This is a genomic window from Dietzia sp. CQ4 (assembly GCF_014145125.1).
Taxonomy (GTDB): domain Bacteria; phylum Actinomycetota; class Actinomycetes; order Mycobacteriales; family Mycobacteriaceae; genus Dietzia; species Dietzia natronolimnaea.
The window spans coordinates 1-12026 of record NZ_JAALDZ010000052.1; the positions used below are offsets into that span (position 1 = coordinate 1).

The 12026-nt window shown below is 70.5% G+C and carries 12 protein-coding genes; 4 read left to right on the forward strand and 8 right to left on the reverse strand.

What is annotated here, in order from left to right:
* The first annotated feature begins 151 nt into the window (after positions 1–151).
* On the forward strand, positions 152–1114 hold the full coding sequence (locus tag G6031_RS03880) for an endonuclease/exonuclease/phosphatase family protein (protein ID WP_347238436.1): 963 nt from the start codon (positions 152–154) through the stop codon (positions 1112–1114).
* A 15-nt stretch (positions 1115–1129) separates the two neighbouring features.
* Complete coding sequence (locus G6031_RS03885; protein WP_241730614.1) at positions 1130–1660, forward strand: DUF732 domain-containing protein; 531 nt, start codon at positions 1130–1132, stop codon at positions 1658–1660.
* Positions 1661–1685: 25 nt separating this feature from the next.
* Here the strand turns inward: G6031_RS03885 and G6031_RS03890 are convergent, their stop codons facing one another.
* The 3 genes from G6031_RS03890 to glnA all read right to left on the reverse strand — a co-directional run bounded on the left by G6031_RS03890 (position 1686) and on the right by glnA (position 4501).
* A complete protein-coding gene (locus G6031_RS03890) occupies positions 1686–2495 on the reverse strand; it encodes a DUF1206 domain-containing protein (protein WP_182611208.1) in 810 nt (269 codons plus the stop codon).
* Between the two features lie 45 nt (positions 2496–2540).
* Complete coding sequence (locus tag G6031_RS03895) at positions 2541–2951, reverse strand: hypothetical protein (RefSeq protein WP_179525013.1); 411 nt, start codon at positions 2949–2951, stop codon at positions 2541–2543.
* A 113-nt stretch (positions 2952–3064) separates the two neighbouring features.
* The gene (gene glnA, locus G6031_RS03900) at positions 3065–4501 is read right to left on the reverse strand and encodes a type I glutamate--ammonia ligase (protein ID WP_179525014.1); all 1437 of its coding nucleotides are present in this window, start codon (positions 4499–4501) and stop codon (positions 3065–3067) included.
* A gap of 221 nt (positions 4502–4722) precedes the next feature.
* On the opposite strand from glnA, the gene G6031_RS03905 reads away from it, so the two are divergent.
* Positions 4723–5211, forward strand: a complete 489-nt coding sequence (locus G6031_RS03905; RefSeq protein WP_179525015.1) for an RDD family protein — start codon at positions 4723–4725, stop codon at positions 5209–5211.
* 168 nt (positions 5212–5379) lie between these two features.
* Here the strand turns inward: G6031_RS03905 and G6031_RS03910 are convergent, their stop codons facing one another.
* The 4 genes from G6031_RS03910 to sucB all read right to left on the reverse strand — a co-directional run bounded on the left by G6031_RS03910 (position 5380) and on the right by sucB (position 10117).
* Positions 5380–6135: a DUF4191 domain-containing protein gene (locus tag G6031_RS03910; protein WP_179525016.1), complete on the reverse strand. Its 756-nt coding sequence runs from the start codon at positions 6133–6135 to the stop codon at positions 5380–5382.
* A gap of 145 nt (positions 6136–6280) precedes the next feature.
* A complete protein-coding gene (gene lipA / locus G6031_RS03915; protein WP_182652501.1) occupies positions 6281–7291 on the reverse strand; it encodes a lipoyl synthase in 1011 nt (336 codons plus the stop codon).
* A gap of 21 nt (positions 7292–7312) precedes the next feature.
* Positions 7313–7990, reverse strand: coding sequence for a lipoyl(octanoyl) transferase LipB (gene lipB, locus G6031_RS03920; RefSeq protein ID WP_182611206.1), 678 nt, complete (start codon positions 7988–7990; stop codon positions 7313–7315).
* Between the two features lie 84 nt (positions 7991–8074).
* Positions 8075–10117: a 2-oxoglutarate dehydrogenase, E2 component, dihydrolipoamide succinyltransferase gene (sucB, locus tag G6031_RS03925; protein ID WP_182652502.1), complete on the reverse strand. Its 2043-nt coding sequence runs from the start codon at positions 10115–10117 to the stop codon at positions 8075–8077.
* A 313-nt stretch (positions 10118–10430) separates the two neighbouring features.
* Between sucB and G6031_RS03930 the strand changes: the two genes are divergently transcribed.
* A complete protein-coding gene (locus G6031_RS03930) occupies positions 10431–10796 on the forward strand; it encodes an oxidoreductase (RefSeq protein ID WP_179525019.1) in 366 nt (121 codons plus the stop codon).
* 53 nt (positions 10797–10849) lie between these two features.
* Here G6031_RS03930 and G6031_RS03935 read toward each other — a convergent pair.
* Positions 10850–12026: leucyl aminopeptidase (locus G6031_RS03935; RefSeq protein ID WP_241737170.1), on the reverse strand; the 1177-nt coding region annotated here is incomplete at its 5' end.

Genomic DNA, 12026 nt, shown 5'->3' on the forward strand with positions numbered 1-12026 from the left:
CGCTCGTCGGGGAGCCGGTCGCGCCCGCCGCGGGACCGTCGTCCTCACCGTCGATCGCCTCGGTGGCGGAGACGGTCCGCTCGATGGTCCGCAACGGTGACGACCTCGACCGTGTGATCGCGGCACTGGGGGACCTCCGCAAGTTCCTGCGGTGAGGCGACCCCGCCCGGTGGCCCGGGCGGCGGCCGTGCTGGCCGCGCTGGTGGCCGCGGCGGGAATCGCACTGCACCACTCGACCTCCGAGGTCCCCGCGGTCCTGGTCCTGGCCACGTTCGCGCTGTGGGCCTGGGCGTTCTCCCTCATCGCGGTCCTCGCGGCGCTGCGCGCCCGCTCCGTGGTGTTGACGGTCGTGGCCGTGGCGCTGGTCGGGGCGGGGGCGGTCCAGTACGGCCCGCTGGTGTCACCCGCCCGTGGGTACGACGACGAGGGCGTCGACCTCCGGGTGCTGGTGCAGAACCTGGAGTACGGCGGAGCCGACCCGGTCGACGTGGCCCGTGCCGTCCGCGACGGCGGGGTCGATCTGCTGATCACGGTGGAGGCCACCCCGGAGTCTGTCGACGGTCTCCGCGCGGCGGGCCTCGGCGAGATGCTCCCGCACGAGGCATCCGATCCCGCCCCGCAGGCCGCGGGCGTCGCGGTCTGGTCGCGGTACCCGCTCTCCCCACCCGAGCGGGTCGCCGGATTCAGCCTGGGAGTCCTGCGCACGGACATGGCCGGCCCCGCGGGTCCGGTGACGGTGGTGGCGGCTCACCCCGTCGCGCCCGTGTTCGACGGTCCCGCCGCGGTCGAGGAGGCGGACCGTCTGAGGTGGTACCTCGGCGGGTTGCCCGGACCGGCCCCCGTGGTGGTGGGCGGCGACTTCAACGCCACCTGGGACCACGCCCGGTTCCGCGGACTGCGTGGGCTGGGGTACACCGATTCGGTCTCCGGCGGTGGCGACGGCTGGGTGCCCACGTGGCCAGCCGACGGGCGCGTCCCGCCACTGATCGGCATCGACCACGTGCTCGCGCGGGGAGCGTCGGCGGTGGGGGAGACCAGGACCGTCCGGGTGGGTGGCACCGATCACCTGGGCGTGATCGCGACGGTACGTCTTGCCGCGGACCGGGTCCGTTGACCTACGATGCGCACCATGAGTTCACGCATCCTGACAGCAGCGTCCGGCCTCGGTGCGGTCGCGCTCGCCGTGGTACTCGGGGGTTGTGGCGGGGCGACCGTGGAGGGGGAGGCGCCCGAGGTGGCCACGGAGTCCACCACGACGTCCGCCGCGTCGAGTACCCCGTTCGCCGAGGAGCGACCGGAGAAGCCCACCGGGCCCGTGACACCGCCCCCGCCGCCCGAGCCGCAGCCGGAACCGATGCCGGGGGAGCCCGCGCCGGAACCACGAGCGGACGACACCCCGGCGGCTGAGCCCGCTCCCGTCGCCCCCGGGGGCGGTGACTTCGTCGCGCTGCTGCAGAGGCAGGACGTCGCACTCCCCGAGGGCGTGGATCCGGTGGCCACCGCCGCGGAGGCGTGCGGCCGCTTCGACGGGGGCCAGCAGATGGACGAGGTCTCGGGGTGGCTCGGCGAGTACGGGCGGTTGGGCCCCGAGCAGCAGGGATTCTTCCTCGGCGCCGCCGTGGGTACCTACTGCCCCCAGAACTTCCCCAAGCTCGGCTGAGCCCGGCCGGTGTGAGCCCGGCGTCTCACATCCGGCTGTACTTGGCACGGCCCAGGGAGTAGACGCCGTACAACGCGATCCCGACGCCGGTCATGATGAGCAGGATCTGGCCGAACGGCTGCTCGCCGACCGTTCGCAGCGCGGCATCGAGTCCTCCCGCCTTCTCGGGATCCGCGGTCACGACCGCCGCGATCACCAGTCCGCCGAGGATGACCAGGGCGGCACCCTTGGCGATGTACCCGAGCTGACCGGAGACGACGATGGCCCGCCCGACGTGTCCGCCCCCGGTGCGTTCCAGGTCCTCGACGAACTTCTTGGTGGCGCCCTTGTAGACGTGATACGCGCCCACGCCGATGATCACGAGGCCCACCACGACGAGCGCGACCTTGCCCGGTGCGGAGCCGAGCAGTCCGGCGGTGGTACCGGACGCCGTCTCGGAATCCGAATCGGATCCACCGGAGGCGAACCGGGCGGTGGTCACGCCGAGAGCGAGGTAGACGGCGGCCTTGGCGCCCGCCTTGACCCTGTCCGAGGCCTCCTCCGATCCCAGGATCATCTCGATGACCTGCCAGAGACCGAGGGCGAGGAAGCCGATCGCGCCGACCCAGAGGAGGGCCTGGCCACCCGGTGCGGAGGCGATCTCGGCGAGGGCGCCCGAGTTGGACGCCTCCTCTCCGCCCGATCCGGTCGCGATCCGGATGGCGATCCACCCGATGAGCAGGTGGAGGATCCCGTTCATGACGAAGCCCGCACGGGCCAGCCACTCGAGGGCGGGATGGTCGACGGCGGAGCGGGCGGCGCCCTGAACGGAGCGAGGGGAACTGGGTGTCTTCATCTCAGCACTCTCCCACGAGCTCGGCTTCCCCACGACCTCGGCGGTTCACCACTCGATCTCGCCGAGGACGTCGTTCCGCCGACGGAGCTCGGCCAGCCGCTGTTCGGCCGCGCGGTGCTCCTCGGAGCGGCGGCGGGCCTGTTCGGCGAGTGCGTCCGCCTCGACCTCGGCCAGGAGGAGCTGCAGACGGTCCTTCTGTTCGCGCAGTGTCTCGACCGAGGTGTCCATCGCGATGAGCTTGCGTGAGCCCGCGCTGGCATGGAGGAACGGGTTCCGTTCGAGGATCAACCTCGCCTCCTCGGGGTCGAGCACCCGCGACAGCTTGAGCAGCACGGGGTAGCTCTCGCCGTCGCCGCCGGTTCCCGGTTCGTGATCCGGGTCCAGGGCGGCCGCGACCACCTTGAGTGGTCTGGCCCTCGGGGAGGCGCTCCGGAAGTCCACGTCGTCTGCGTCCACGAGCTCCCGACCCCTTCCGTTCCCCGCCTCCTGGCGTTCCCCGGCCCTGGGTCAACCGTAAACGCCCCGGCCACAGGGGCCGGGGCGTTTCAACGATTACGCGAGCTGCGGGATCAGCAGTCGTAGTACAGGTCGAACTCGTGCGGGTGCGGACGCAGGTTGACCGGGGCGATCTCCTTCTCCCGCTTGTACTCGATCCAGTTCTCGATCAGGTCCTCGGTGAACACGCCACCCGCGGTGAGGTACTCGTGATCGGCCTCGAGGCGGTCGAGCACCGCGGAAAGCGAGGTGGGGGCCTGCGGGATGTCGGCGGCCTCCTCCGGCGGGAGTTCGTAGAGGTCCTTGTCCACCGGGGCGTGCGGCTCGATCTTGTTCTTCACGCCGTCCAGGCCCGCCATCATCATCGCGGCGAACGCGAAGTACGGGTTGCCCGAGGAGTCGGGGCAGCGGAACTCGATGCGCTTGGCCTTGGGGTTGTTGCCCGTGATCGGGATACGGACACAGGCCGAGCGGTTGCGCTGCGAGTACACCAGGTTGATCGGTGCCTCGTAGCCCGGGACGAGCCGGTGGTACGAGTTGATCGTGGGGTTGGTGAACGCGAGCAGGCTGGGCGCGTGGTGGAGGATGCCACCGATGTAGTAGCGGGCGACGTCCGACAGTCCCGCGTAGCCGGCCTCGTCGTGGAACAGCGGCTTGCCGTCCTTCCACAGCGACTGGTGGGCGTGCATGCCGGAGCCGTTGTCACCGAAGAGGGGCTTGGGCATGAAGGTCGCGGACTTGCCGTTCTTCCACGCGGTGTTCTTGACGATGTACTTGAAGAGCTGGATGTCGTCGGCCGCGTGCAGGAGCGTGTTGAACTTGTAGTTGATCTCCTGCTGGCCACCGGAGCCCACCTCGTGGTGAAAGCGCTCGAGCTCGAAGCCGGCGTTGGTGAGGTTGGTCGACATCTCGTCGCGCAGGTCGACGAAGTGGTCGTAGGGCGCCACCGGGAAGTACCCGCCCTTGGGGCGGACCTTGTACCCGAGGTTCGGTGAACCGTCGGCCTCGGACTCGGCTCCCGTGTTCCAGTTGCCGGCGATCGAGTCGACCTCGTAGAAGCCGTGGTTGGTGCCCGAGCCGTAGCGGACGGAGTCGAACACGAAGAACTCGGCCTCGGCACCGAAGAAGCAGGTGTCGGCGATGCCCGTGGAGATCAGGTACTCCTCGGCTTTGCGCGCGACGTTGCGGGGGTCGCGGCTGTAGGCCTCACGGGTGAAGGGGTCGTGCACGAAGCAGCTGATGTTCAGCGTCTTCGCCTTGCGGAACTGGTCGAGGCGAGCGGTCGACACGTCCGGCAGGAGCATCATGTCGGACTCGTGGATCGACTGGAACCCCCGGATGGACGAGCCGTCGAACGCCAGGCCGTCCTCCATCATGTCCTCGTCGAAAGCCGCGGCAGCGATCGTGAAGTGCTGCTCGGCGCCGGGCAGGTCGGTGAACCTGATGTCGACGTACTCGACGCCCTCGTCCTTGATGAACTTGATGACCTCGTCCGGAGTGGAGAATGCCACGATGTCGCTCCTCGTCTCTCTGTGCGACGGGCAACCGGTGCCGCCCGTCGTGCGGTGACCTCACGATATGGGCGAGGTGTTGCCCGGCCGTCAACCGAATGTTTCGGCAGTGTTACAGAGGCGGGCCGGGTGGTGTCCCTCCCAATAGGGGTCAGCCTAGTCAACCACTGCGGGGGAACGTCGACACGGGGATCGACCGGGCCCCGGTTACCCTGGGAACCATGCGTGAACTTGCAGGATCATGGCTGTCCGGCCCGACCTCGTCCGGCAACGAGCCGGAGCAGGCCTTCAAAGGTGAGCGGCTCGGGCTGCCCCGGTACGGCGAGGGTTCTCTCGCGCCGCTGGGGGTGCGTCTCGGCGCGCTACTGGTCGACTGGTTCCTGGCCTACGGGTTCGTGGGACTCGTCGTCACCCTCGGTGGACCGGGCCTGCTCGGAGGCGAGACGTTCTCCGCCGTGGCCAGTTGGGCGACTCCGCTGCTCTGGGGCCTGTCCGGCGTGGTGTGCGTCTGGCTTTTCGCCCAGACGCCCGGACAGGCACTCTTCGGGATCGGCACCGCACGGATCGACGCCGACGAGCGGGTCGGTGTCCTCCGTGCGATCGTCCGGGTCGCCTTCGTGTTCTTCCTGCTGCCTCCCCTCGTCCAGGACGAGGACGGCCGCGGCCTGCACGACAGGGCGACGGGTACGGCGCTCATCCGGACCCGGTGACCCCGGAGCTGGTCCCGGTGGCCCCGGTGGCCCCGGAGACGGATCCGGTGGCCCCGGTGGCCCCGGAGACGGATCCGGGGATCTGTTCGCGCTAACCCGTCGGCGCGGCCGGCGAGTGCGACCGGCGCGACCAGCGCGACCGGTGGGCGTGACGGGCTCCGGCCCCGGTCAGCCCCGTCGCCGGGCGCTGCGCTGCATGTTGCGGACCTTTGCGCCCTGGGGGAGCGGGCCCTTGGGCATCTGGTTCTGGATGCCGGTCTTGGTGCCCAGCGCACGCAACCGGGTGTCCAGGGCGTCGACCTTGGCGCGGTTGATGTTCATCGGGTAGCGGGTCAGGCGACGGTTGAGCTTGCGCAGCGGGACCTGTTCAGGGGTCGTCCCCTCCTCGTCGCCGACGATCAGCTCATAGATCGGGGTATCACCGACGACCCGGGCGACCTTCTTCTTCTCCTGCAGCATGAGTGGCTTGAGCCGGTGCGGCTGCCCCTCGCCCACGAGGACGATCCCGCATCGGCCGACCACGCGGTGCACGGCGTCGAAACTGGTCGTCGCCGCGACGGCCTGATTGACGCGCCAGCCCGATCGGAGCTGATCCAGTGCCCACGCCGCCGCACCGGGCTGTCCTTCGGCCTTCGCGAACACGGTGTTCTGGACGCGGCGGGAGAAGATCACCATCGCCAGCATCAGACCGGTGAGGACACCGAGTGGGAGCATCCACCACTCCCCGCCCCAGAGCGAACCCAGGAGGAAGAACGCGGCGGTGGAGAGGATCAACGCGCCGATCATCAGGGGCCACAGGAGTTTGTCCTGCTTGGACTGGATCTTCAGGGCCTCCCACATCTGCCCGCGCTGCGCTTTGCTCGCCTGCCGCCGTGCAGCCCGAGCCGCCTTCTTGTCCGCCTTGCTGACCTCGCTCTTCGCCATACCGTTCAGGATACGTGGCGGGGACCACCGTTCGGGAACCGCGGTTCGCCGCAGGGGTGGACAGGGCGAGCAGGACGGGTGGCGCGGCTGAGTCGGCCGGGCGGCCCGGCTGAGACGGCCGGGTCGGACGTGGGCCCGCGGGGGGTCAGGCCCGGGCGCGCGCCAGCACGGACGAGGCCTCCTGCGAGGCGGCGCCCCCGGAGGTCAACTGCGCGAGGTGCTGCGGAACCTCCTGGCCGCGGTGTTCGAGAGCCTGGACGTAGAGGCGACCGGCCCGGTACGAGGACCGCACCAGTGGACCGGCCATGACCCCGGCGAAACCGATCTCGCGCGCCTGGTCGGACAACTCCACGAACTCCTCCGGCTTGACCCAGCGGTCGATGGGATGGTGCAGCGGACTGGGCCGGAGGTACTGGGTGATGGTGAGGATGTCGCACCCCGCGTAATGCAGGTCAATCATCGCGTCGACGATCTCCTCCGTGGTCTCACCCATCCCCAGGATGAGGTTGGACTTGGTGACCAGCCCGAAGTCACGGGCAGCGCGGATCACTCCGAGGGACCGGTCGAACCGGAACGCCGGCCTGATGCGCTTGAAGATCCGGGGGACCGTCTCCACGTTGTGCGCGAGCACCTCGGGCCGGGACTCGAAGACCTCCGCGAGCTGATCCGGATCCCCGTTGAAGTCGGGGATCAGGTTCTCGACGCCGGTGTTGGGGTTGAGTTCGTGGATCTTGCGGACCGTCTCCGCGTACAGCCACGCGCCACCGTCGTCGAGGTCGTCCCGGGCGACGCCGGTGATGGTCGAGTACCGCAGGCCCATCTCGCGAACGGACTCCGCCACGCGCCGCGGCTCGTCCCGGTCGAGGGCACTGGGCTTGCCCGTCGCGATCTGACAGAAGTCGCAGCGTCTCGTGCACTGTTCGCCGCCGATGAGGAAGGTGGCCTCGCGGTCCTCCCAACATTCGTAGATGTTGGGGCAGCCGGCCTCCTCGCACACCGTGTGCAGGCCGCCGGTCTTGACGAGGCCCTTGAGTTCCTTGTACTCGGGGCCCATCGTGGCCCGGGTCCGGATCCAGGAGGGCTTCCGCTCGATCGGCGTCTCGGCGTTGCGGGCCTCGATGCGGAGCAGTTTGCGGCCTTCGGGAGTGACAGTCACGGCCGCCAGCCTACGCTCGAATCACCCCACGGGTAGTCGACCGTCGAGCGCCTCCACCACGTCGGAGGTGACCTGGTCGAGGACCTCCGAGACGGGGACGTCCCGTCCGAGTTCGGCCGAGAGGGACGTGACCCCGGCGTCGACGATCCCGCAGGGGACGATCCGCGAGTATGCATCGAGATCACAGTCGCAGTTGAGCGCGAAACCGTGCATCGTCACCCCGCGCTGGACACGGATCCCGATGGCGGCGATCTTGCGCTCCGGCCGGCCGTCACCGGCCGGACACCACACCCCGGACCGGCCGTCCACCCGGTCGACCTCCACCCCCATCCGGGCGCACGTGGTGATGAGGGCCTGCTCCACCCGGCGGACGTACTCGACCACGTCGATGGGGTCCGACAGGGCGATGATCGGGTACCCGACCAGCTGCCCGGGTCCGTGCCAGGTGATCCGACCACCCCGGTCCACGTCGACGACGGGGGTCCCGTCGACCGGGCGATCCGACGGCTCCGTGCGCTTCCCGGCGGTGTACGTGGCCGGGTGTTCCAGGAGCAGGATCGTGTCCCCGCGGGCTCCGTCGGCACGCTCCTGCGCGAGCGTTCGCTGCAGCTCCCAGGTAGGGGTGTACTCGACGGTGCCGAGGCGGCGGATCTCCGGCTCGACCGGATCGCGGCGCAGGGACAGACCGGTGTGGGACATGCCGTCCACTCTAGGCCGAAGGATCTCGCAGACGACGACGGGCGCCCTCCCGGAGGAGGACGCCCGTCGCGCTGTCGTCGGGACCTACAGTCCGAGGTCTCCCTCGAACTCGGCCTTCTGCAGACGGTCCTTGACCGTGGTGAGGAAACGACCGGCGTCCGCACCGTCGATGAGACGGTGGTCGTAGGTCAGCGGCAGGTAGCCCATCGACCGGATGGCGATGGACTCGCCGTCGTCATCGGCGTCCACCACGGGGCGCCGCACGATCGCGCCGGTCCCCAGCATCGCCGCCTGCGGCGGCACGAGGATCGGGGTGTCGAACAGTGCACCCTCGCTCCCGATGTTGGTGATGGTGAACGTGCCCCCCTGGAGGTCGTCCGGGGTGAGCTTGGACGCCCGCGCCCGCTCCGCCAGGTCGATGATCGCCTTGGCGAGCCCCGGGATGTCCAGGTCCTGGGCGTCGCGGATGACCGGTGAGAGCAGCCCCGCCTCGGTGTCCACGGCGATGCCGAGGTTCACCGAACCGTGGTAGGTGATCTCGTTGGTGTCCTCGTCGTACGACGCGTTGACGTTCGGGTGCGAGACCAGGGCCTCGACCACCGCCTTGGCGTAGAACGGCAGGTAGGTGAGCTTGACGCCGTGCTCGTCCGCGAACCGGCTCTTGGTCCGGGCCCGCAGTTGCGCGACGCGGCTCATGTCCACCTCGAAGACCTGCGTGAGCTGCGCGCTGGTCTGCAGCGACTCGCGGGTCTTCTTGGCCGTGATCTTGCGGATCCGGTTGGCCTTCTTGGTGGTCCCGCGCAGCTCGGCCAGTTCGGGTCGCACTCCGGCCTTGGACGGGCCGCCTGCCGGGGCCTTCTTCTCCGCGGGGGCCTCGGTGCCGCCCTCGGCGCCACCCTCGGCCGCGGCGAGGACGTCCTGCTTACGGATGCGTCCGCCGATCCCGGTGCCCGTGACGGAATCCAGGTCCACGCCGTGCTCCTGCGCGAGCTTGCGCACGAGCGGGGTGACATAGGGGGAGGTACCGGAGCCGGAGCCCGTGGCGCCGCCCTCGTTCTCCGCCCCGTTCTCCGCCGCGGCGAGCACATCCTGCTTGCGGATGCGCCCACTGGCCCCGGTGCCCTCGACGGTCTCGAGGTCGACACCCTTCTCCTCGGCGAGCGTCCGGACCAACGGGGTGGGGGACGGCGAGGTGCCGGACTTGGCGGCCTCCGCCGGTTCGGCCCGCTCGCCCTGCGCGCCCGAGGATCCCGGGCCGTCGGCCGTGTCCGCGGACTTCTCGGCCTTGGCGGCGGCCTTCTTCGCCGCCTTCTTCTCGGTCTTCGGGGTCCCGCCCGCGGCGTCGTCCTGCTCAGCAGCGCCGGCAGCGTCGGTGGCATCGCCCTCCGCCTGCGCGGGGGCGTCATCCGGACGGGTGGACTCGGCGGCGTCGGACGTCCCCTCGTCGGCGGGCTCGTCGTCCTGGTCGGAGGAGTCGCCGTCGCCGATGACGGCGAGGACGGCACCGACCTCGACGGTCTCGTCCTCGTCGGCGACGATCTTCTGCAGGGTGCCGGCGACGGGGGAGGGGATCTCGGTGTCGACCTTGTCGGTGGAGACCTCGAGCAGGGGCTCGTCCATCTCGACGGTGTCGCCCACGGCCTTGAGCCAGTTGGTGATGGTGCCCTCGGTGACGGATTCGCCGAGTTCGGGCATGGTGACCTCGGTGCCCTTGCCGCCCGAGCCCTTGCCGCCCGAGCCGCCGGAGGACGTCGCGGGCTTCTCGGCGGGTGCCTCGTCGGCCTCCTCCGTGGAGGTGTCGGCCTCGTCGGCATCGTCATCGGAGTCGTCGTCGACATCGTCGTCGGAGGACTCCTCCGCCGGCTCGTCGGCGTCGTCCGATCCACCGGAACCGTCGTCGATGACCGCGAGTTCGCCGCCGATCTCGACGGTCTCGTCCTCGTCGGCGACGATCTTGGACAGCGTGCCCGCGGCGGGCGACGGGATCTCGGTGTCGACCTTGTCGGTCGAGACCTCGAGCAACGGCTCGTCGACCTCGACGGTGTCCCCCTCCTTCTTGAGCCAGCGGGTGACGGTGCCCTCGCTGACGGATTCACCGAGAGCCGGCATCTGTACGGAGAAGGCCATGGTGTCGTGACTCCTCAAGAGTTCTGGGCGCTGCCCGCCGGCGCGATCCGCACCCGCGTGAGCGGCGACATTGTGGTGGGCTATCGATTCTTCGAGACGACCCGGGACGGAACCACTGTGGCGGCCCGCCCGGACGATCGACCCCCATTGTGCCCTGTGCCACCTACCGGTGTCGGCGGACGCTCCGATCCCGGCGTCTGTGGGCGTCCGATCCGCCCGGCGGCCGCGCCATCACCGGTGCTCGGGCTCGGTACGATCGATTCGGCGTAGACGGCCCCACCCCGGACGGGGGGCCGACGGGAGGAGACCGACAGTGGCGATCCGCGATCTTTTCCGGCGGCGGCAGACGCGGATCCCCGCGGATCCCGCCGACCTCGCCCACTTCCGATCCTGGTGCGAGACCCGGGTGGGGATCGAGGCGTACCTGGAGCCCGAGACCCTCGTGTCGGTGCCCGGGCTCCTCCTCGTCGCGTTCGACGGCGAGTGGACGCGACGCCCGGTGGGGGACGTGGCCACCGCGCGCAAGCTCGCCGACGAGCTAAAGATCCCCCTCTACGACGCGATGGAGACCGGGTACCCGGACCGGATGCGGCTCTTCGAGGAGGTCCGCATCTCCCGCGAGCGCAAGGAGAGGGCCCGCCGGCTCCGCGAACAGATGCGCGGAGCCGACGAGGCCTAACCGGCCGCGGACGGGTGAGCCGCCCGCGGACGGGTGAGCCGCCCGCGGACGGGTCAGCCGGCCGCGGCGATGTCCTCGAGCACGGCGAGCATCGTCCGGACGGGGACACCGGTCCCGCCCTTGGGCAGGTAGCCCTCGGCGCCGCCGTCGTTGTAGGCCGGGCCCGCCACGTCGATGTGGGCCCACTCGACGCCCTCGGCGACGAACTCGGAGAGGAACAGGCCCGCGGAAAGCATGCCGCCCCAGCGGTGCGGGGTGACGTTGGTCAGATCCGCGACCTGGGAGTCGAGGCCGTCGCGGAGCTCCTCGGGCAGCGGCATCGGCCAGCCGCCCTCGCCGACCCCCCGGCTGAGCTCGGCCACCCGGTCACGGAACTCCTCGGTGCCCATGACACCGGGGGACTTCTTGCCCAGTGCGACCATCTGGGCCCCGGTGAGCGTGGCGGTGTCGATGAGGTGGGACGGCGAGTCCTCGCACGCGCGAACGATGGCGTCGGCCAGGATCAGCCGCCCCTCGGCGTCGGTGTTCTGCACCTCGACCGTCGTCCCGCCGTACATGGTGAGCACGTCGCCGGGCCGGTACGCGGTCGAGGACGGCATGTTCTCGGCCATCGGGACGGTCGCCACCACGGTCAGGTCGAGACCGAGCCGGGCGGCCAGGATGACGGTCGCGACCACGGCGGCCGCACCGCCCATGTCCATCGTCATCTGCTCCATGCCCGCGGCCGGCTTGATGGAGATGCCGCCGGTGTCGAAGGTGACGCCTTTGCCCACCAGGGCGACGGGCGGCCGGTTCTCGTTGCCCCGGTGGGTGAGTCGGACCAGGCGTGGTGGCCGGGACGACCCGCCGCCCACGGCCAGGATGCCGCCGTATCCACCGTCGGCCAGGTCGGCCTCGTCCATGATCTCCACCTCCAGGCCCGCGGCGGCGGCGAGCTCGGCGGCGCGGTCCGCGAAGGAACCGGGGAAGAGCAGGTTGGGTGGGGTGTTGACCAGGTCGCGGGCGAGGCCGACGCACTCGGCGATGGTGGCGGCACGGGTCACCGCGTCCTCGCCGCCCTCCGCGACGAACACCTTCACGGTGTCCGCCTTGTCGTCGTCGTCGTTCTTCGCCGTGACCTTGGCCGGCCGGAACGATCCCAGCGCAGCCCCCAACGCGACCGCCTCGGCGCGCCCGGCGTCGAGCAGGACCAGTGCGGCGCCCAGCCCACGGCACGCGCGCGCGGCGGCG

Bases quoted from the DNA above. Each gene is read 5' to 3' on its own strand.
- G6031_RS03890 (WP_182611208.1), bottom strand. From the start codon at position 2,495: ATGAAGACACCCAGTTCCCCTCGCTCCGTTCAGGGCGCCGCCCGCTCC.
- lipB (WP_182611206.1), bottom strand. From the start codon at position 7,990: ATGTCCCACACCGGTCTGTCCCTGCGCCGCGATCCGGTCGAGCCGGAG.
- sucB (WP_182652502.1), bottom strand. From the start codon at position 10,117: ATGGCCTTCTCCGTACAGATGCCGGCTCTCGGTGAATCCGTCAGCGAG.
- G6031_RS03910 (WP_179525016.1), bottom strand. From the start codon at position 6,135: ATGGCGAAGAGCGAGGTCAGCAAGGCGGACAAGAAGGCGGCTCGGGCT.
- G6031_RS03885 (WP_241730614.1), top strand. From the start codon at position 1,130: ATGAGTTCACGCATCCTGACAGCAGCGTCCGGCCTCGGTGCGGTCGCG.
- G6031_RS03905 (WP_179525015.1), top strand. From the start codon at position 4,723: ATGCGTGAACTTGCAGGATCATGGCTGTCCGGCCCGACCTCGTCCGGC.